The following is a 21,397-nucleotide window of genomic DNA, read 5'->3' as shown; positions in this document are numbered from 1 at the left end:
TCGGGCGGACCCGGTGGCCATGCGCACCGGGTCCGCGAGCCGGGCGGGTGAGGGGGGTCGGTGTCCCGCCCGGGTGGTGGTGGCTTGTGTGTCGAGAAGTGCGCGACAACGTTGTCGAATGGTCTGTACATGACTCTACCGCCTGAACCGACAACGATGTCAACCCACTTGGGGTAGCCCGACCGGGTGATCCCGGCGCGCGCCCACGGCGTGTACGCGGTCTTCCGTGGTACCGCTGGCGCACGTTACTGTCCCTGCGGCTTGTGCGACCTGTGGTGCGCGACCCGTCCATGAAGGAGGAAGGGCCGCGTGCGTTTCAGACCCCTGTCCCTGCTGCTCGCCGCGCTGCTCGCGACCGGCGGCGTCGCCGCCACACCCGCCCTCGCGGCATCCGTCGCACCCCCCGGTCTCGTCAAGGACCCCACCTCGTACGTCGATCCGCTGATCGGCACCAGCAACGGCGGTGACGTCTTCCCGGGCGCCGTCGTCCCCTTCGGCATGCTCTCCTGGAGCCCCGAGAACACCAGGGGCGACGCCACCAGGACCGCCGCGCCCGGCGGCTACCAGTACGACGCCACCCGCGTCCGTGGCTTCAGCCTCACCCACATGTCCGGCACCGGCTGCGCGGGCGGCAGCGGCGACATCCCCTTCTTCCCGTACGCCGGCCAGGTGACCTCCTCACCGGCGAGCGACACCAAGGACGCCGTCTACGCCTCCGACTTCACCCACGCCGACGAGACCGCCGAACCCGGTCACTACAAGGTGGGCCTGGCCTCCGGCGTCACCGCCGACCTCACCGCCACCGCACGCACCGGCTCGGCCCGCTTCACCTTCCCGTCCGGCAAGCCCGCCTCGCTGCTGGTGCGCACCGCCCGCTCCGAGGCCGGCTCGGAGGACTCGTCCGTCACGATCGACCCGGACAGCCGGACCATCTCCGGGTCCGTGACCTCCGGGAACTTCTGCGGCTACCTGGATCCGGAAGGCCGGCGCGCCTACTACACCCTCTACTTCACCGCCCGCTTCGACCGCGCCTTCACGGGCACCGGCACCTGGCAGGACGACCGCCTGGACCCCGGCTCGCTGACGGCCTCCGGGGGCACCGGCGGCTTCTCGCACGGCGGGCGGCCCGTCGCGGGCAAGGGCGCCGGCGGCTATGTCGAGTTCGCGCCCGGCACCGGACCGGTGAACGTCAAGGTCGGCATCTCCTACGTCAGCCGGGCGGCGGCCGAGGCCAACCTCGCCGCCGAGAACCCGCCCGGCCGCTCCTTCGACGCCGTCGCGGACGCGGCCCGCCGGGCCTGGCGCGAACGGCTCGGCGCCGTCCGCGTCGGCGGCGGCACGGACACCGACCGCACCACCTTCTACACCGCGCTGTACCACGCGCTGCTGCACCCCAACGTCATCAGCGACGCCGACGGCCGCTACCGGGGCAGCGACGCCGAGGTGCACCGGGTGGGCCACGGCCACCGCGCCCAGTACGGCACCTTCTCCGGCTGGGACGTCTACCGCGACCAGCTGCAGCTGCTCACCCTGCTCGACCCGCGCACGGGCTCCGACATCGCCCAGTCGCTGTACGAGCTGGCCCGGCAGAACGGCGGCACCTGGGACCGCTGGCTGCACGGCGCGAGCGGCACCCACGTCATGAACGGCGACCCCTCGCCGACCGCGCTGGCCGGCATCCGCGCCTTCGGCGGCACGGACTTCGACCTGCACGGCGCGCTGGACTCGCTGGTCGAGGCGGCCACCGTGCCGACCGAGCAGGACCTGTCCCCGGCGGGCAAGCCGGTGCTGTCCGCCGGCCAGCGGCCCTCGCTGGACAAGTACCTCAGGCTGCACTACATGCCCAGCGTCTCCAACGCCTGGGGCGGCGCCGCCGAGACCCTGGAGATGTCCACGGCCGACTTCTCCCTCTCCCAGCTCGCCGCGGCGGCGGGCGAACAGGACACCCGGGCCGCCTTCGCCCGCCGCGCCCAGTGGTGGCAGAACGCCTTCGACGTCGCGGCCGACCCCGGCGGCGGTTACATCGCCGACCGCAAGGCCGACGGCAGCTGGGTCACCGGCTTCACCCCCGGCACCGGCAACGGCTTCGTGGAGGGCACGGCGGCCCAGTACACCTGGATGGTCCCGCACGACCCGGCGGGCCTGTTCGCCGCGCTGGGCGGCCGGGACAAGGCGCTCGCCCGGCTCGACGGCTTCTTCCACGACGAGGACGGCGGCTGGGCCTTCACCGGCCACGGCGGCACCAGGTCCGAGCTGGACAACGAGCCGTCGATCAACGTTCCCTACCTGTACGACTACGCGGGCGCCCCGTACAAGACGCAGGAGACCGTACGCGCCGCCATGCGGCAGCTGTGGTCGACCGGGCCCGGCGGCATCCCCGGCAACGACGACCTCGGCGCGATGTCGTCCTGGTACGTCTTCTCGGCACTCGGCATGTACCCGCAGGTGCCCTCCCGCGCCGAACTGGTCCTCGCCTCACCGCTGTTCCCGCGCGTCGAGATCAGCCGTCCGCAGGGCAACGACATCTCCGTGCGCGCGAGCGGTGCGGCGCCCGGCGCACCGTACATCCGGTCCCTGAAGGTCGACGGCCGGGACAGCGACCGCCCCTGGCTGCCGGCCTCCTTCGTCCGCGACGGCGGCCGGCTCGACTACACCCTGTCCGCCACCCCCGACCCCACCTGGGGCGCGGACAGTCCGCCGCCGTCCTTCCGCGAGGGCGAGCAGCCCTACCAGATCGGCGTCGGTCCCACCGCCGCCACCGTCGCCCCCGGCGAGAGCACCAGGACCGTCGTCCGCGCCCTGTCGCTGACCGGCGGCACCGGCCCCGAGGTGCGCTTCCGGGTGGACACCCCGGCCGGCGTCACGGCAGCGCCCGCCGAGGGCACGGTCACCGACGCGGCCCGGGAGATCACCCTGACGGCCGCGAAGGACGCCGCGCAGGGCTTCGCCACCGCCACGGTGACGGTGACCTCGGGCGACACCTCCTACCGGCAACCGGTGTCGCTGACCGTGGCCGCCCCCGGCACCCTGCTCGCCGCCTACGACAACACGGCGGTCTCCGACGACACCGGCGACCACGACGAGGCGGACTACGACGGCGGTGGCTGGAGCTACTCCCGCCAGGCCCTCGCGGCGGCCGGCCTGACGCCCGGCGGGCAGGGCACGGTCGAGGGCCTCGCCTTCACCTGGCCCGCCTCGCCCGACGGCCGCCCGGACAACGCCACGGGAGCCGGCCAGACCGTACAGCTCCCCACGCCCGCGGCCACGCTGTCCTTCATCGGCAGCGCGGTCAACGGCGACCAGCAGGCCAAGGCGACCGTCACCTACACCGACGGCACCACCGGCACCGTCGACCTGTCCTTCACCGACTGGACCGTCGGCGGCGGGGGCGGCACCGTCCAGTACGACAACCGGGTCGTCGCCAGGACCCCGTACCGCAACGTCGCGGGCGCCGACAAGGACCCGGTGGCGACCTACGTCTTCGCCACCAGGCCGTTCACCGCCCCCGACGGCAGGGCCGTCCGCAGCGTCCGGCTCCCGGACAACGGTGACCTGCACGTGTTCACCCTCGCCACCAGCTGAAGCACGAGAGCGGCCGTCCCGCCGGGGACGGCCGCTCACTGCCGTGTGCCAGGAGCCCGTCAGGCCAGCAGCTCCACCTCCGCCAGCGTCCCCGCGCCGTCCAGGACCAGCCGGTACTTCGGGTACCTGCCCGGCGTGGCGATGGTGAACGCCCGGGTCTGGCGGTCCCAGGCGAACCGTTCGCCCGAGCGGTGGTCCAGGGTCCGCCAGGTGGTGCCGTCCGTGGACCCCTGGAGGGTCCAGCCGGTCGGCGCCCTGGTGTGGTCGGCCGAGGACGTCAGGGTGTACTGGACGGGCTGGACGGCTTTGCCCACCGGCAGGTTCACCGAGGTGACCGCAGCCTCCGTCGCCGACGTGTTGTCGAAGAGCGGCCCGTCGCCCCTGAGGACGTCCGCCCGGGGCGCCGGCACCTTGTCGTCCTGGGTGACGGAGACCGGGGCGGCGTTCTTGCCCGTGCCCCACGTCGACGGCTTGGCGCCCATGAAGAACTCCAGCTCTCCGCCCTTGGACAGCAGCGAGTGCGGGAGCGACGTGGACGTCCACGGCCGGCCGTCGAAGGTCACGCCCTGGACGTAGACGTTCTTCGCGCTGTTCCCCGCTGCCTTGACGACCAGGTCGCGGCCGTTCTCCAGATGGACGGTGACCTTCTTGAACAGCGGGGAGCCGATGGAGTACTCGCCGCTGCCCATCACCAGCGGGTAGAAGCCGAGCGCGGAGAAGAGGTACCAGCCCGACTGCTCGCCGTTGTCCTCGTCGCCGTGGTAGCCCTGTCCGATCTCGCTGCCCGTGTACAGCCGGGACAGCGCCTCACGCACGTACGCCTGCGCCTTCCAGGGCTCGCCGGCCGCGTCGTACATGTAGATGACGTGGTGCGCGACCTGGTTGGAGTGGCCGTACATGCCCATCCGGACGTCCCGGGCCTCGGTCATCTCGTGGATGACACCGCCGTAGGACCCCACGTAGTCCGGCGAGGCCGTCTCCGGCGTCGCGAAGTACGCGTCGAGCTTGTCCGCGAGCCCCTGCCGGCCGCCGTACAGGTTGGCCAGGCCCCGGCTGTCCTGCGGAGCGGTGAAGGCGTAGCCCCAGCCGTTGGTCTCCGTGTAGTCGTAGCCCCACACGCGCGGGTCGTACGCCGAGGAGTCCAGCCGCCAGTTGCCCTTGGCGTCGCGGCCCTGGAAGAAGCCCGCCTTGGAGTCGAACAGGTTCACGTAGTCCCGGGCGCGGTTGAGGAAGTACGCCGACTCCTCGGCGTAGTGCTTCTCGCCCGTCTTCCGGTACAGGGCCTCGCCCATCTTCGCGATGCCGTAGTCGTTGACATAGCCCTCCATCGCCCAGGACAGGCCCTCGCCGGTCGCGGTGCTGGTGTAGCCGAGGAACGGCGAGGTGCTCATGCCCTTGCGGCCCACGCCCGACGTCGGCGGGACGACGGTCGCGTTCTTCAGGGCCGCGTCGTAGGCCGCCTTCGCGTCGAACTGCACGCCCTTCACGTACGCGTCGGCGAACGCCACGTCCGAGGAGGTGCCGGTCATCAGGTCGGCGTAACCGGGGGAGGACCAGCGCGAGGTCCAGCCGCCGTCCTTGTACTGCTGCACGAACCCGTCGACCATCTCGCCCGCCTGGGAGGGGGTCAGGAACGAGTACGCCGGCCAGGTGGTGCGGTAGGTGTCCCAGAAGCCGTTGTTGACGTACACCTTGCCCTCGACGATCTTCGCGCCGGTGTGGGTCGGGGTGTCCTGGCTCTGCATCGGGGAGAAGGGCGAGGCGTACCGGTAGGCGTCCGCGACCTTCTCGAAGCCGGAGTTCGGGTACAGGTACAGCCGGTACATGCTGGAGTACAGCGTGGTCAGCTGGTCCGGGGTCGCGCCCTCCACCTCGACCTTGCCGAGCAGCGTGTCCCAGGCGCGCTGCGCCCGCGCCCTCACCGTGTCGAAGGAGGTGCCGTCCGGGATCTCCTGGCGCAGGTTCTCCTTCGCCTGGTCCACGCTGATCAGCGAGGTCGCCAGGCGCAGGGTGACGGTGCGGTCCGTGCCCGCGGCGAAGCGGAGGTAGCCCTTCACCCCGCTCGATCCGCCGGCGGTGACCGGCTTGTCGAAGGTGCCGTACACGAACAGCCGGGTGGCCCCGGTGGACAGGCCCGACTTCACGTCCGAGTAGCCGGTGACGATCCCGTGCCCCTTGTCCAGGGTCAGCCCCGCCTGCTCGGTGACGTTGTCGAACAGGACGCTCGCGTCGTCGCCGGGGTAGGTGAAGCGCAGCACCGCCGCATGGTCGGTCGGGGTCATCTCGGCCCTGAGACCGTTTTCGAAACGCACCCCGTAGTAGTACGGCCGCGCGGTCTCGTTCTCGTGCCGGAACGGCAGCTCACGCGCCGTCCGGCCGGTGTCCGGGGTGCCGGCGGCGGCCGACGGCATCACCTGGAAGGTCTGCCGGTCACCCATCCACGGGCTCGGCTCATGGCTCGCGCTGAACGCCTGTATCGTGGGCAGGTTGTCGTCGTTGTTCGCACGTGCGTACTCGTACAGCCAGCTCAGCGAGGACGCGTTGGTCACCGGCGTCCAGAAGTTGAAGCCATGCGGCAGGGCCGTCGCAGGGAAGTTGTTGCCGCGTGAGAAGCTGCCGCTGGAGTTGGTGCCCCGCGTGGTCAGTGCGTAGTCCGACAGATGTGCCCTGGGCTTCTCGGGCGCCACGGGCTTGATCGCCACGTCGTCGATCCAGCCCCGGAACTTCGCCGGACCGTCGGGGGAGTCGTACGCCACCAGGATCCGGTCGACCGTCTTCCCGGCCGCCACCGAGCCGATCCCCGAGACCACGTCGTTCCACTGGTTGACGTACAGCGACTTCGACGTGCCCTGTCCGCGCGGCGACAGCGGGAACCCGTGCTGGTCCAGCGCGCCCAGGTCACTCAGATAGGTGCCGTCCGTGAAGGCCAGGTCGAGGGAGACGTCGGTGGCGTCGTAGTCCCGGTCGCCGTCGGCCATCGACGGGAAGATGCGGTACGACAGCCGGGTGTCGCCGGCGACCTTCACGTTCACGTCGAAGACCTTGTTGAACGAGTACGCCCGGCCGCCCGCCGTGTGCCGTCCGGCGTAGCGCAGGGCCCTCCTTCCGGTGAACCCGGCCCGCGCCTTGGCCGTCGGCGAGCCAGTGGGGCCCTTGTCGACCAGGGTCAGCATGTCCTGGGGTACCGGGCCGCCCCCGCCGCCGGTGGAGAACTGGACGTCGGCGAGCTGCAGGATGTCCGGGGCGCCGTTGTTCTTCGTGACCTCCAGCCGGAAGTGCTGGTACTCGGCCGGCTGGTCCAGGTCGTACGACCTGGTCTGGAACCGTTCGGAGAAGGCCTGGCCCGAGCGGGTGTCGACCGTCTTCCAGGCCTTGCCGTCGGCCGAGCCGAGCAGCGTCCAGTCCTTCGGGTCCCGCTGGGCGTAGTCGTTGGCCGAGGTGAGTGCGTACGTCAGCAGCTTGACCGGCTTGTCCAGGTCGAACTCCACCCAGCCGGTGGGTTCGAAGGTCAGCCACTTGGTGCCGGGCTCGCCGTCGACCAGGTTCTCCTCCACCTCGCCGGCCCCGGCGTTCTCGCCGCTCGCCCGGACGTCGGTGACATGGTCGGTGACGTTGCCCGGAATGCCGGTGCTGTAGCCGCCGTCCACGCCGGAGGCCCGCTTGGTGCCGTCCGGCCCGGTGTCCACGGTGTTCAGCCAGTCCGGCGCGGGATCGCCCGTCTCGAACGAGGATGCGAACTCCCGGTCGGCGGCCCGAGCCTTGGCGGGCAGGGCGACCGCCGCGCCCTGAGCGCCGACGGCCATGACAAAGGCGGCCGTGAGGACGACCGCCGGGCCCCATCTGTGCCGAGTTCTCCGCTGCATCTACGGATTCCCCTCCTGCACCCCCTACAGACAACGTTGTCTACCTCGGGGCGCAGGAACCAGTAGGGCGTCAAGTGGCCCGTGATGTCAAGGGTGTTGGGTGTGGCATTCAGGGACTTATGTCGCGACTTTTTCCGCCTTGCCGCACACGGGCCGCTCATATTTCCGCGAGGTCTCAACTCGGAAAAGACCCAGGGCGAACCCTGCATTCGATCTTGCTCAGCCGACCGAAAGTGGACTATACCTGTCGGCGTTTCCCGCACGATCCCGCACGACTCTGCATTGACCCAGCACGACTCTGCACGACTCTGCACGACCCAGCACTACCCGACCGCGGTGCCGGGGAGGATCCGGTTCACCGCCTGAGTCCTGGAGAAGGCGAGGACTTGAGCATGGGATCCACCTCGAACCACGGTGCCGAAGGTGTCGGCCGTCGCGATCTGATCAAGCGGTCCGCCGCGCTCGGCCTGGTCGCGGCCCCGGGCATGGGCCTGCTGTCCGCCTGTGCGAGCAGCGGCGGAGGCGGCCAGAAGAAGGACAAGGCGGGGAAGAAGACCGCCAAGAACCCGCTCGGCGTCAACGACACCGCCAAGATGGAGTTCGTCCTCTTCGACGGCGGCTTCGGCAAGGAGTACGCCCAGGACGCGGTGAAGGTCTACGAGAAGGACTTCCCCAAGGCCACCGTGAAGTTCTCCGCCACCCAGAAGATCCAGTCCACCCTGCAGCCGCGCTTCAACCAGGGCAACCCGCCGGACCTCATCGACAACTCCGGCGCCGAGCAGATGGACATGGGCGTGCTCGTCGGCAAGAACCAGCTGGCCGACCTGACCCCGCTGCTGGACGCCCCGTCGTACGACGACCCGGGCAAGAAGGTCCGCGACACGCTGCGCCCCGGCATCGTGGAGATGGGCCAGTTCGACGGCAAGCCGGTCTGGATCCTCTACTACGCCTACACGGTGTACGGCGTCTGGTACTCGCAGAAGGCCCTGGACTCGCTCGACGAGAAGTACCCCGAGACCTGGGACGAGATGCTCAAGGTCTGCGAGAAGGCCAAGAAGAAGGGCATGGCGGGCTGGACGTACGCGGGCAAGTACCCGTACTACGTCCCCTTCTCGCTCTACCCGATGATCGGCAAGGTCGGCGGGCGCGAGGTGCTCGACGCCATCGACAACCTGGAGCCGAACGCCTGGAAGCACCCGGCCGTCAAGGCCTGCTTCGAGGCGTACTACGAGCTGTACAAGAAGGGCTACATCCTCCAGGGCACCCCCGGCCTGGACCACATCCAGTCGCAGACCGCCTGGGCCAAGGGCAAGGCCCTGTTCATCCCGAACGGCTCCTGGGTGGAGAACGAGTCGGCCAACGTCATCCCGGCCGACTTCGACCTCGCGGTGTCCGCGCCCACCGGCATCGACTCCTCCGACAAGATGCCGTTCGGCACCATCTGGGCCTCCGGCGGTGAGCCCTTCATCGTGCCGGCCAAGGCCGCGAACGTCGAGGGCGGCATGGAGCAGCTGCGCATCATGCTCTCCGAGGCGTCCTCGAAGAACTTCACCGCCAAGGTGAAGTCGCTGACCGCGTACAACGGCGGCACCACCGGCATCACCCTCACCCCGGGCCTGAAGTCGGGTGTGGCGGCGCTCAAGCTGGCCGGATCCAACGTGGTGAATCCGCGGCTGCAGGACTGGTACGTGCAGCTGCAGAAGGAGAAGATCGGTGTCGCCGGGCTCGGCGAGATGATGGCAGGCCGGCTCAGCCCCGCCGAGGCCATCAAGAAGATCCAGGGATTCGCCGACGAGGCGGCCAAGGACACCTCCATCAAGCACTACAAGCACCAGTAACCAGCACCCTCTCAACGCACCGGAGTGGCGATGCAGCACGGCAAGTACCGGTTCATCGTGGGCTTTCTGGTTCTGCCCCTGGGACTGTACGCGCTCTTCGTGGTGTGGCCGTTCATCCAGTCCATCTACTACTCGTTCACGGACTGGACCGGCCTGAGCCCCGATTTCAAGATGGTCGGCTTCGACAACTACAAGAGGATGCTCGACGACGACGTCTTCTGGAAGTCGTTGCAGCACAGTCTGCTGTTCGCCCTGGTGCTCCCGCTGGTGACGATCAGCCTGGCGCTGTTCTTCGCCTTCATGATCAATGTCGGCGGACGCCGCAGGAGGGGCGGCCCCGTGATCTCCGGGGTCCGGGGCTCGTCCTTCTACAAGATCGTCTATTTCTTCCCGCAGGTCCTGTCCATCGCGATCGTCTCGCTGCTGTTCGCCTTCGCCTACAACCCGGACAGCGGTGCGATCAACTCGGTCCTGCGGGGTATCGGCCTCGACCACGTCCAGCCCCTGTGGCTGGGCGACCCGAGCCTCGCGCTGTGGTGCGTGATGGCGGTCCTGGTGTGGTCCACGGTCGGCTTCTTCGTGGTGCTGTTCTCGGCGGGCATGGCCTCCATCCCGGCCGAGCTGTACGAGGCGGCGCTGCTCGACGGCGCCAGCCGCTTCAGCACCTTCTTCCGCATCACCCTGCCGCTGCTGTGGGACACCGTGCAGTCCGGCTGGGTCTACATGGGCATCCTCGCCCTCGGCGCCGAGTCGTTCGCGGTCGTACAGATCATGACGACCGGACCGGGCGGGCCCGACTACTCGACCACGGTGATGGTCCTGTACGTGTACCAGAAGGCGTTCCGGGACGGTCAGGCCGCCTACGCCACCACCATCGGCGTCGCCCTCCTCGTGGTCACGCTCGCCTTCGCGGCGATCGTGATGCGGCTGGGCCGTCGCGAGCGGCTGGAGTTCTGAAGCGATGAAGACGACCGAGACCCCCGCCCCGCTGCCGGCCGAGTCCGGCGCCACCGTCTCCAAGGCCGAGACACCGGCCCCGAGGCCCGCCCGGCCGAAGAAGGAGGGCGGTGTCCTCAACGTCTTCTCCCACGGCGTGCTGGTCATCTGGGCGATCATGGTGGTCACGCCGTTGCTGTGGGCGGTGATGACGTCCTTCAAGGACGACAGCTCGATCTTCGGCTCGCCCTGGTCGCTGCCGCACACGCTGCACTTCGACAACTGGTCGCGGGCCTGGACCCAGGCCAACATGAGCGACTACTTCCTCAACACCGTCCTGGTGGTCGGGGGCTCGCTCATCGGCACCCTGGTCCTCGGCTCCATGGCGGCCTATGTCCTCGCCCGCTTCGACTTCCCGGGCAACCGCTTCATCTACTACCTGTTCATCGGCGGCATGAGCTTCCCGATCATGCTCGCGCTGGTCCCGCTGTTCTACGTCGTGAACAACATGGGACTGCTGAACACCATCCACGGCCTGATCCTGGTCTACATCGCGTACTCGCTGCCGTTCACGGTCTTCTTCCTCACGGCCTTCTTCCGTACCCTGCCCACCTCGGTCGCGGAGGCGGCCTTCGTGGACGGCGCTTCGCACACGCGTACGTTCTTCCAGATCATGCTGCCCATGGCCAAACCCGGCCTGATCAGCGTCGGCATCTTCAACTTCCTGGGCCAGTGGAACCAGTACATGCTGCCCACGGTCCTGAACACCGACCCCGACAAACGGGTCCTCACCCAGGGTCTGGTCCAGCTGGCCGTCAGCCAGGGGTACAAGGGGGACTGGTCCGGTCTCTTCGCCGGCCTGGTGATGGCCATGCTGCCGGTCCTCGGGGCGTACATCGTCTTCCAGCGCCAGGTCGTCCAGGGCCTGACCGCGGGGGCGCTGAAATAGCGCCGCGCACCCGGCGGGGTGACACCCCGCGTCCGTCCGTACGCACGCCGTCCCCCTCGCCGGGGCGGCATGCGTGCCGTTTTCGGACGTGTACGTACCGTTTTCGGGGTACCCGGAAACGGTTCAACCTCTTGACGTAAGCAACCCCGAACGGCTCAGCTTAGAGTTCACTAGTTGGACATACGCGGGGCCTCGCCGAAGCGGCCCCGCGCTCAGGAGGTCGTCGTGGAGACTCCAGGGTCGCAGTCGTCGCTGCACCGAGCCAACCTGGAGCGGGTTGTACGGGCCGTGCGCCTGGCCGGGTCCCTCACGCAGGCGGAGATCGCGCGGACGACCGGTCTGTCCGCCGCGACGGTCTCCAACATCGTGCGGGAGCTGAAGGACGGCGGAACCGTCGAGGTCACGCCCACATCGGCGGGCGGGCGCCGCGCCCGCAGCGTCAGCCTCAGCGGAGACGCCGGGATCGTGATCGGCGTCGACTTCGGGCACACCCATCTGCGCGTCGCGATCGGCAACCTCGCCCACCAGGTGCTGGCCGAGGAGGCCGAGCCGCTGGACGTCGACGCCTCCGCCGCCCAGGGCTTCGACCGGGCGGAGGAGCTGGTCGACCGCCTGATCGCGGCAACGGGCGTGAACCGGTCCAAGGTGGCCGGCGTGGGCCTCGGTGTGCCGGGCCCGATCGACGTGGAGTCGGGCACGCTGGGGTCCACCGCGATCCTGCCCGGCTGGGGCGGCACCAAGCCCGCCGAGGAGCTGCGCGAGCGGCTCGGCGTGCCCGTGCACGTGGACAACGACGCCAACCTGGGCGCCCTCGGCGAGCTGGTCTGGGGCAGCGGGAAGGGCGTCCGGGACCTCGCGTACATCAAGGTCGCGAGCGGCGTCGGCGCCGGTCTGGTGATCGACGGGAAGATCTATCGCGGCCCGGGCGGCACAGCCGGGGAAATCGGACATATTACACTCGATGAATCCGGCCCGGTCTGCCGTTGCGGTAACCGCGGCTGCCTGGAGACCTTCGCGGCCGCGCGCTATGTGCTCCCGCTGCTCCAGCCCAGCCACGGCCCCGATCTGACGATGGAGGGCGTCGTACGGCTGGCCAGGGACGGTGACCCGGGCTGCCGTCGGGTGATCGCCGACGTCGGCCGCCACATCGGCAGTGGAGTGGCCAATCTCTGCAATCTTCTGAACCCGAGCCGGGTGGTCCTGGGCGGTGATCTCGCCGAGGCCGGTGAGCTGGTGCTCGGGCCGATCAGGGAGTCCGTCGGCCGCTACGCCATCCCCAGTGCGGCGCGTCAACTGTCCGTTCTCCCGGGAGCACTTGGGGGTCGTGCCGAGGTGCTCGGAGCGCTCGCCCTCGCCCTCAGTGAGATGGGTGATTCGACGCTTTTGGACGGGTCTGCGGCTGGTGCGCTGCCCGTGGTGGCGCCCGCCTTCACTTAGAGAACGGATGGCACCGTTGCCATCTCGTTAAGGATTTACTTCTTGACGTCGCACGTGTGGCCGAGTTGACTTCCAGCCACCTCGGCCGCAACGACGCGGCCTCGTCAGGGAGGTTTCTAGAAGTGAACACGCGTATGCGTCGTGCGGCCTTCGCCGTTGCTGCTGGTGCCATGGCCGTCTCGCTCGCCGCCTGTGGCAGCGCCAAGGAGTCCGGTGGTGGCTCCAAGTCCTCCAGCCCCAAGAAGGGCGACGCCATCAAGGTCGGCCTGCTCCTGCCGGAGAACCAGACCGCCCGTTACGAGAAGTTCGACCGCCCCTTGATCGAGAAGAAGGTCAAGGAGCTCACCAACGGCAAGGGCGAGGTCGTCTACGCCAACGCCAAGCAGGACGCGACCACGCAGAACCAGCAGGTCGACAGCATGGTCACCAACAAGGTGGACGTGCTGATCGTCGACGCGGTGGACGCTGCGGCCATCAAGAACTCGGTGCAGAAGGCCAAGGACGCCGGCATCCCGGTCGTCGCCTACGACCGCCTGGCGCAGGGCCCGATCGACGCGTACACCTCGTTCGACAACGAGACGGTCGGCAAGACCCAGGGCGAGGCCCTGCTGAAGGCCCTGGGATCCAAGGCCAAGTCCGGCAAGATCGTCATGATGAACGGTTCCTCCACCGACCCGAACGCCGCGCAGTTCAAGGCGGGTGCCCACAAGGTGCTCGACGGCAAGGTGAACGTCGGCAAGGAGTACGACACCAAGGAGTGGAAGCCGGAGAACGCCAACTCCAACATGGAGGGCGCCATCTCCGCTCTGGGCAAGAAGAACATCATCGGCGTCTACTCCGCCAACGACGGCATGGCCGGCGGTATCATCACCGCCCTCAAGGCCGCCGGCATCTCCAACATCCCGGTCACCGGCCAGGACGCGGAGCTCGCGGGTGTCCAGCGCATCGTCGCCGGTGAGCAGTACATGAGCGTCTACAAGCCGTACGCTCCCGAGGCCGCCGCCGCCGCCGAGATGGCCGTGGACCTCGCCCAGGGCAAGTCCCTCGACGCCGTCGCCAAGGACAAGGTCGACAGCCCGACCACCAAGCAGGTCCCCTCGGTCCTGGTGCCGGTCACCGCGCTGACCAAGGACAACATCAAGGACACCGTCATCAAGGACGGCGTCTACACGGTCGCCGACATCTGCACCGCGCAGTACAAGGCGGCCTGCGCCAAGATCGGCCTGAAGTAAGCAGCCGCAGCGCCTTTCCACCCGAGGGAATCCGCTCTTGAATTCCCTCAGCGGGAAAAGGCCTCCACAGCTCCGCCGGCGCCCCGCGTATCAGACAGCCCCGCAAGCTCGTTGCGGGGCGCCGGACGGAACACCCCCTAACTTCTGCACAACCTCCCGCCGGGTCAGGCGGCGAAGGAGATGGTTCACGTGTCCGCTACGCCCGTGCTGGCGTTGCGCGGGGTCTCCAAGCGGTTCGGTGCCGTTCAGGCGCTCACCGACGTAGAGCTTGAGGTCCACGCCGGTGAGGTGGTCGCCCTGGTCGGCGACAACGGCGCCGGAAAGTCCACGCTGGTCAAGACGATCGCCGGCGTGCACCCCATCGATGAGGGCGTCATCGAATGGGAAGGCAAGGCCGTCCAGGTCAACAAGCCGCACGACGCCCAGAACCTGGGCATCGCGACGGTGTACCAGGACCTCGCGCTGTGCGACAACATCGACGTCGTCGGCAACCTCTACCTCGGCCGGGAGATCCGCCGACGCGGGGTGCTGGACGAGGTGGAGATGGAGCGCCGCTCCCGCGAGCTGCTCACCACACTGTCGATCCGCATCCCGAGCGTCCGCATCCCGATCGCCTCGCTCTCCGGCGGTCAGCGCCAGACGGTGGCCATCGCCCGCTCCATGCTCGGTGAGCCCAAGCTGGTCATCCTCGACGAGCCCACCGCCGCCCTCGGTGTCGAGCAGACCGCGCAGGTCCTCGACCTGGTGGAACGGCTGCGGGAGCGTGGTCACGCCGTGATCCTCATCAGCCACAACATGGCCGATGTGAAGGCCGTCGCCGACAAGGTGGCCGTCCTGCGTCTGGGTCGCAACAACGGCGTCTTCGAGGTCAAGTCGACCTCGCAGGAAGAGATCATCTCCGCCATCACCGGCGCCACGGACAACGCCGTGACCCGTCGTGCGGCGCGCTCCAATGGGGAGATCAAGAAGTGAGCATCGACAAGACCTCCACGCCCCCCGAGGACCACGTGGTGGAGAACCCCGAGGCGGCACGCGGCTCCGACGTCGCGGTCGACCCCCGCCTGCTGGTGCGCGAACAGGGCCTCGCGGGCTACGTCACCGAGTTCAAGCGGAAGATGAAGGCCGGTGACCTCGGCTCCCTCCCGGTCGTCATCGGTCTGGCGGTCATCTGGATCATCTTCCAGAGCCTGAACTCCAACTTCCTCACCGCGGGCAACCTCTCCGACATCTCCGTCGCCATGGTCGGCACGGGCATGATCGCCGTCGGTATCGTGTTCGTCCTGCTGCTCGGCGAGATCGACCTGTCCGTCGGTTCGCTCTCCGGCGTCGCGGGTGCCACCTTCGCGGTGCTCAACGTCACCCACGGCATGAACGAGATCCTGGCCCTCGTGCTGTCCATCCTCACCGGAACGGTCGCGGGCGCGCTGCAGGGCTTCTTCTTCGCGAAGATCGGCGTACCCGCCTTCGCGGTCACGCTGGCCGGTCTGCTGTTCTGGAACGGCCTCATGCTCAAGATCCTGGGCGACAACGGCACGATCAACCTGAACGACAACGGCCTGGTCGCCAAGCTGACCAGCTACTACTTCTCCGACGTGGCCGCCGCCTACGGCCTGGCCGCCGCGGTGACGGTGCTGTTCTTCGTCAGCTCCTACCTCGGCAACAAGCGCCGCGAGGCCGCCGGCGTGCCGTCCCGGCCGCTGAGCGAAACCATCCTGCGCACCGCCCTGCTGGGGATCGTCGCCTTCGCCGCCGCGGTCGTCTTCAACCAGTACAAGGGCCTGCCGCTGGCCGTGGTGGTCTTCATCGCCGTGCTGTTCATCACGGACTTCGTCCTGCGGCGCACCGGGTACGGCCGCAAGATCTTCGCGCTCGGCGGCAGCGTCGAGGCCTCCCGCCGTGCCGGTATCAACGTCGACATGATCCGCATCTCGGTGTTCGCCATCTCCGGTACCTTCGCGGCGATCGGCGGTCTGTTCATCGCCTCCAAGATCGCGTCCGCCAACCAGGGCGCCGGCGGCGGTGATCTGCTGATGAACGCGATCGCGGCGGCCGTGATCGGCGGTACGTCCCTCTTCGGCGGCCGAGGCCGCACGTGGAACGCGCTCCTCGGCGTGCTGGTCATCGTCTCGATCCAGTACGGCCTCGCCCTGCAGGGCATCGCCTCGCCGGTGCAGTACATGATCACCGGTGGTGTTCTGCTCGCCACAGTCGTCATCGACGCGGTCACCCGCAAGACCCAGAAGACCGCTGGTCGCGCGTAGCGCCCCCAGCCGTACGGCAGCGCCCGGTGCCCGAAAGGGGCCGGGCGCTGTCGTGTCGTGCAAAGCATGAACATTAGACTCGGGCGAGCCCGGCGAAAGCTCGATCAGCTCTACTGCAAGGAGGCACGGGTGCCGCTGCTGACCCGCATCAGGGGACCGCGCGATCTGGACCGGCTCAGCCTGGAGGAGCTGGACCAGCTGGCAGAGGAGATCCGGACCTTCCTCGTCCAGGAGGTCTCCAAGACCGGCGGGCACCTGGGTCCCAACCTCGGTGTGGTGGAACTGACCATCGCCCTGCACCGTGTCTTCGAGTCCCCGAAGGACAAGGTCCTGTGGGACACCGGCCACCAGTCCTACGTGCACAAGCTGCTCACCGGCCGGCAGGACTTCTCCCGGCTGAAGATGAAGGGCGGCCTGTCCGGCTACCCGTCGCAGGCCGAGTCCGAGCACGACGTCATCGAGAACAGCCACGCGTCGACCGTGCTGGGCTGGGCCGACGGCATCGCCAAGGCCAACCAGCTGAAGAAGCGGGACAGCCATGTCGTCGCCGTCATCGGTGACGGCGCGCTGACCGGCGGTATGGCCTGGGAGGCGCTGAACAACATCGCCGAGGCCAAGGACCGCCCGCTCGTCATCGTCGTCAACGACAACGAGCGCTCCTACGCCCCGACCATCGGAGGTCTCGCCAACCACCTGGCGACCCTGCGCACGACCGACGGCTACGAGCGCTTCCTCGCCCGGACCAAGGAGATCCTCGACCGCACCCCGGTCGTCGGCAAGCCGCTGTACGAGACGCTGCACGGCGCCAAGAAGGGCCTGAAGGACTTCATCGCCCCGCAGGGCATGTTCGAGGACCTGGGCCTGAAGTACGTCGGCCCGATCGACGGGCACGACATCGAGGCCCTGGAGTCCGCGCTGGCGCGGGCCAAGCGGTTCGGTGGTCCGGTCATCGTGCACTGCCTCACCGAGAAGGGCCGCGGCTACCAGCCGGCCCTGCAGGACGAGGCCGACCGCTTCCACGCCGTCGGCAAGATCCACCCGGACACCGGTCTGCCGATCGCCAGCTCCGGCGCCGACTGGACCTCCGTGTTCGGCGACGAGATGGTCAGGCTGGGCGAGGAGCGGGAGGACATCGTCGCCATCACCGCGGCCATGCTCCAGCCCGTCGGCCTGGACCGGTTCGCCAAGCGGTTCCCCGACCGGGTGTACGACGTCGGCATCGCCGAGCAGCACGCCGCCGTGTCGGCCGCCGGCCTCGCGCACGGGGGGGTGCACCCCGTCTTCGCCGTGTACGCCACCTTCCTCAACCGCGCCTTCGACCAGGTCCTGATGGACGTGGCCCTGCACCGGTGCGGGGTGACCTTCGTGCTCGACCGGGCCGGTGTCACCGGCACCGACGGCGCCTCGCACAACGGCATGTGGGACATGTCGATCCTGCAGGTCGTGCCGGGCCTGAGGCTCGCCGCGCCGCGTGACGCCGAGCAGGTGCGGGCACAGCTGCGGGAGGCCGTCGAGGTGACGGACGCGCCGACCGTCGTCCGCTTCTCCAAGGGTGCCGTCGGTCCCGCCGTCCCCGCCGTGGGCCGCGTCGGCGGGATGGACGTGCTGCGCGAGCCCGGCACCGACCGGCCGGACGTGCTGCTGGTCTCCGTGGGCGCCCTCGCGCCGATGTGCCTGGAGATCGCCGGCCTGCTCGACAAGCAGGGCATCTCCACCACCGTCGTCGACCCGCGCTGGGTCAAGCCCGTGGACGAGGCCATGGCCCCGCTGGCCGAGCGGCACCGCGTCGTCGTCACCGTCGAGGACAACAGCCGCGCCGGCGGTGTCGGCTCCGCCATCGCCCAGGCCCTGCGCGACGCGGGCGTGGACGTGCCGCTGCGTGACTTCGGCATCCCGCCGCGCTTCCTGGACCACGCCTCCCGCGGCGAGGTCCTCGCCGAGATCGGCCTGACCGCCCCGGACATCGCCCGTCAGGTCACCGGGCTGGTCGCCAAGCTGGACGGCCGTTTCGACCGTACGCCCGCCGGGGTGGACTCGGTGGAGCCCGCCCGCGACTGACCCGAGACGCGCCCCACGGGCCGGTTCCGCCACTCCTTGCGGTGGCGGAACCGGCCCGTTTGCGTGAACCTGCCTGTGCCGGGGCATACGCACCCCGACCCTCTCGATCATGTCGGCCATGGCGAGCCCCCGAGCGTGGGAGGCACTACGTGAGCAGCGCGCTGTTCAGGACGAAGAACGTCGAGCAGTCCATCCGGGACACCGAGGAACCCGAGCATTCGCTCAAGAAGTCCCTCTCCGCGCTCGACCTGACCGTCTTCGGCGTCGGTGTCATCATCGGCACCGGCATCTTCGTCCTCACCGGGCAGGTCGCCAAGAACAACGCCGGTCCGGCGGTGTCCCTGGCCTTCGTGGCGGCCGGCGTGGTGTGCGCGCTCGCCGCCCTCTGCTACGCCGAGTTCGCCTCCACGGTCCCCGTGGCGGGCTCGGCGTACACGTTCAGCTACGCCTCCCTGGGCGAGCTGCCCGCCTGGATCATCGGCTGGGACCTGGTCCTGGAGTTCGCGCTCGGTACGGCGGTGGTGGCGGTCGGCTGGTCCGGCTACATCCGCTCGCTGCTGGACAACGCCGGCTGGCATCTGCCCGACTACCTGGCCGGCCGGGACAACGCCTCCGGCTTCGGCTTCGACATCCTCGCCGCCGTCCTGGTGCTGGTGCTCACCGGGATCCTCGTCCTCGGCATGAAGCTGTCGGCCCGGATCACCTCGCTCGTCGTCGCCGTCAAGGTGGCCGTGGTCCTCATCGTGATCATCGCCGGCGCCTTCTTCATCAAGGGCGCCAACTACACGCCGTTCATCCCGCACCCCCAGCCGGTGCCGGCCGGCGGCAACCTCAAGGCGCCGCTCATCCAGCTGATGTTCGGCTGGGCGCCCGCCAACTTCGGGGTGATGGGCATCTTCACGGCCGCCTCGGTGGTGTTCTTCGCGTTCATCGGCTTCGACATCGTGGCCACGGCCGCCGAGGAGACCCGCAACCCGCAGCGGGACATGCCGCGCGGCATCCTCGGCTCGCTGCTCATCTGCACCGTGCTGTACGTGGCCGTGTCCATCGTCGTCACCGGCATGCAGAAGTACTCCCGGCTGTCCGTGGAGGCCCCGCTCGCCGACGCCTTCAAGGCCGTCGGGCATCCCTGGTACGCCGGTGTCATCAGCTTCGGCGCCGCCGTCGGCCTGACCACGGTGTGCATGATCCTGCTGCTCGGCCAGACCCGGGTGTTCTTCGCGATGAGCCGTGACGGGCTGCTGCCCCGGTTCTTCTCCCGGGTCCACCCGCGCTTCAAGACCCCGCACCGGCCCACCATCCTGCTCGGCGTGGTCATCGCGGTCGTCGCCGGTTTCACCAGCCTGAGCGAGCTGGCCGAACTGGTGAACATCGGCACCCTCTTCGCGTTCGTCGTCGTCGCGATCAGCGTGATCATCCTGCGCCGGACCCGCCCGGACCTGCCGCGCGCCTTCCGCACCCCCTGGGTCCCGTTCGTCCCGATCCTGTCCGTGTGCGCCACGTTGTGGCTGATGCTCAACCTGCCCGCCGAGACCTGGATCCGGTTCGCCGTCTGGATGGTCGTCGGCTTCGTCGTCTACTTCCTCTACGGCCGCACCCACAGCCGGCTGGCCCTGCGGGAGAAGGCCGCCGAGCAGACCACTCCGTAACCGATTCCCTCGCCTTTCGGCCCCGTATGTCCCACTCCGGCGGGGGCGGCGGGGCCGGATAGCGTGCTGCCCATGCTCGCCGCCCCGCTCGTCCCCCGACGGACCGCAGGCACGAGGACCGTCACCCGGGCGGCGTACTGGACGCGGCTCGTGCCGCTCCTCGCGGCGCTGGCCTGTGTCACCCGGCTGCCGTCCTTCCGCCGGCCCCTGTGGAACCCGGACGAGGGCTACCTCGCCGTACAGGCGCGGCTGCTGGCCCAGGGCGGCCAGCTGTACGACACCGTCGTCGACCGCAAGCCGCCGCTCGTGCCCTGGCTGTACGAGGCGGCGTTCACGGTGTGCGGGTCCGGCTCCCTGACCCCGCTGCGGGTGCTGGCGGTCCTCGCCCAGCTGCTCACCGCCGCGACTGTGGCCTCGCTCGCCCGGCGCCGCTGGGGCGACGGCGCGGGCCGCACCGCCGGGGTGCTGTACCTGCTGGTCTCGGTCGGGCTCAACCCCGAGGACGCGCAGGCCGTCGGCTTCGAGATCTTCATACTGCCCGGCACGGCCGCCGCCCTGTGGTGCGCCGACCGCGGGCGCTGGGGCGCGGCCGGGGCCGCCGTCGCCGCCGCGTTCCTGACCAAGCAGACCGGCGGTGCGGTGCTGCTGCCGGTGGTCTGGCTGCTGCACCGCGGGGGTGCCCCGCGCGCGGGCGCGCTGCGGCTCGCGGCCGGCTGCGCGCTGCCGGTGCTGGGCGCCGCGCTGCTGACGGACCCGGCCCGGTTCCTGTTCTGGACGGTGACCGGTTCCGCCGCCTACGCCTCCTTCACCGGCTCCGAGCTCCACGTCCTCGCGCGCGCCCTGGCCAACACCGCGCTCCTGGCGACGGCCTCGGCCGGCCTGCTCCGGCCGGTCGTACGGGCCCTGCGGACCGCCCGTACCGCGGCGGTGGACCTGTGGCTGTGGCTGGCCTCCGCGGCGGTCGCGGTGACCGTCGGCCTCCACTTCTTCGGCCACTACTACCTGCAACTCACCCCGCCGCTGGCCCTGGTGGCCACCTCCGCCGTGCACGTACTGCCGCCGGAACGGCGCCTGGCCGCCCTCCGCGCCTCCGCCGGTGGCTGCGCCCTCTTCCTCGCCTGGGGTCTGTGCGCCCCGCGCCCCGAACTCGCCCATGCCCAGCGGCTCGCGGCCGTCCTCGAACAGCGCACCGCCGCCGCCGACCGTGTCCTGGTCTGGGGCATGCACCCGGAGACGTACTGGCTGGCGGGCCGCACCCCCGCCACCCGCTACCTCACCGCCGGCCTGCTCACCAACTACAGCGGCGGCCGGGACGGGTCCGAGGTCGGCGAGAAGTACGCCGTGGCGGGTGCCTGGCCGGTCTTCCGGCGGGAGCTGGACGTCCACGCCCCGGCCCTGGTGGTCGACGACTCCCGGGGCGAGCCGTACGCCCCCGACCGGGTCCCAGCCCTGCGCCGGCTGCTTGCCGCGCGCTACGAGGAGGCGGGCACCGTGGACGGGGCGGTCCTGTACACCCGGGTGCCGGGGGACTGAACCGCGCGCGGGCGGGGGGCTCAGCTCGGGACGGTGCGGGGGGTGCTGACCGTGCGGGG

The 21,397-nt window shown here is 69.7% G+C and carries 12 protein-coding genes; 11 read left to right on the top strand and 1 reads right to left on the bottom strand.

Translation table 11 applies throughout. The features are described from left to right. Positions 1–309 precede the first annotated feature (309 nt). Positions 310–3,582, top strand: coding sequence for a GH92 family glycosyl hydrolase (locus IE244_RS10470; protein WP_191872736.1), 3,273 nt, complete (start codon positions 310–312; stop codon positions 3,580–3,582). Between the two features lie 59 nt (positions 3,583–3,641). Here the strand turns inward: IE244_RS10470 and IE244_RS10465 are convergent, their stop codons facing one another. Beyond that, positions 3,642–7,445, bottom strand: coding sequence for a GH92 family glycosyl hydrolase (locus IE244_RS10465; protein WP_229854038.1), 3,804 nt, complete (start codon positions 7,443–7,445; stop codon positions 3,642–3,644). A gap of 392 nt (positions 7,446–7,837) precedes the next feature. Between IE244_RS10465 and ngcE the strand changes: the two genes are divergently transcribed. From ngcE to IE244_RS10415, 10 genes are all read left to right on the top strand, one after another. Continuing rightward, positions 7,838–9,283 (top strand): N-acetylglucosamine/diacetylchitobiose ABC transporter substrate-binding protein, encoded by a 1,446-nt coding sequence (ngcE, locus tag IE244_RS10460; RefSeq protein ID WP_191872734.1) that lies wholly within the window; start codon positions 7,838–7,840, stop codon positions 9,281–9,283. A 30-nt stretch (positions 9,284–9,313) separates the two neighbouring features. Further along, the gene (locus tag IE244_RS10455; protein ID WP_191872733.1) at positions 9,314–10,240 is read left to right on the top strand and encodes a carbohydrate ABC transporter permease; all 927 of its coding nucleotides are present in this window, start codon (positions 9,314–9,316) and stop codon (positions 10,238–10,240) included. A gap of 4 nt (positions 10,241–10,244) precedes the next feature. Further along, positions 10,245–11,168 carry a carbohydrate ABC transporter permease gene (locus IE244_RS10450; RefSeq protein ID WP_031169189.1) on the top strand — a complete coding sequence of 308 codons (924 nt, stop codon included), beginning with the start codon at positions 10,245–10,247 and terminating at the stop codon, positions 11,166–11,168. A gap of 225 nt (positions 11,169–11,393) precedes the next feature. Further along, positions 11,394–12,605, top strand: coding sequence for an ROK family transcriptional regulator (locus IE244_RS10445; protein ID WP_191872732.1), 1,212 nt, complete (start codon positions 11,394–11,396; stop codon positions 12,603–12,605). A gap of 134 nt (positions 12,606–12,739) precedes the next feature. Continuing rightward, complete coding sequence (locus IE244_RS10440; RefSeq protein ID WP_191872925.1) at positions 12,740–13,837, top strand: sugar ABC transporter substrate-binding protein; 1,098 nt, start codon at positions 12,740–12,742, stop codon at positions 13,835–13,837. Positions 13,838–14,017: 180 nt separating this feature from the next. After that, on the top strand, positions 14,018–14,809 hold the full coding sequence (locus IE244_RS10435) for an ATP-binding cassette domain-containing protein (protein ID WP_031169194.1): 792 nt from the start codon (positions 14,018–14,020) through the stop codon (positions 14,807–14,809). Beyond that, positions 14,806–16,098: a sugar ABC transporter permease gene (locus IE244_RS10430; RefSeq protein ID WP_191872731.1), complete on the top strand. Its 1,293-nt coding sequence runs from the start codon at positions 14,806–14,808 to the stop codon at positions 16,096–16,098. Before IE244_RS10435 ends, IE244_RS10430 begins: the two co-directional genes overlap by 4 nt. A gap of 129 nt (positions 16,099–16,227) precedes the next feature. Beyond that, positions 16,228–18,156: a 1-deoxy-D-xylulose-5-phosphate synthase gene (gene dxs / locus IE244_RS10425; protein WP_191872730.1), complete on the top strand. Its 1,929-nt coding sequence runs from the start codon at positions 16,228–16,230 to the stop codon at positions 18,154–18,156. A gap of 149 nt (positions 18,157–18,305) precedes the next feature. Beyond that, positions 18,306–19,805 carry an amino acid permease gene (locus IE244_RS10420; RefSeq protein WP_191872729.1) on the top strand — a complete coding sequence of 500 codons (1,500 nt, stop codon included), beginning with the start codon at positions 18,306–18,308 and terminating at the stop codon, positions 19,803–19,805. A 72-nt stretch (positions 19,806–19,877) separates the two neighbouring features. Further along, positions 19,878–21,338: an ArnT family glycosyltransferase gene (locus tag IE244_RS10415; RefSeq protein ID WP_191872728.1), complete on the top strand. Its 1,461-nt coding sequence runs from the start codon at positions 19,878–19,880 to the stop codon at positions 21,336–21,338. Positions 21,339–21,397 lie beyond the last annotated feature (59 nt).

It is taken from the genome of Streptomyces filipinensis (assembly GCF_014649495.1).
In the GTDB taxonomy this organism is placed as follows: Bacteria; Actinomycetota; Actinomycetes; order Streptomycetales; family Streptomycetaceae; genus Streptomyces; species Streptomyces filipinensis.
The sequence above is the reverse complement of the archived record's forward strand: the minus strand, read 5'-3'. Positions and strand labels throughout refer to the sequence as shown.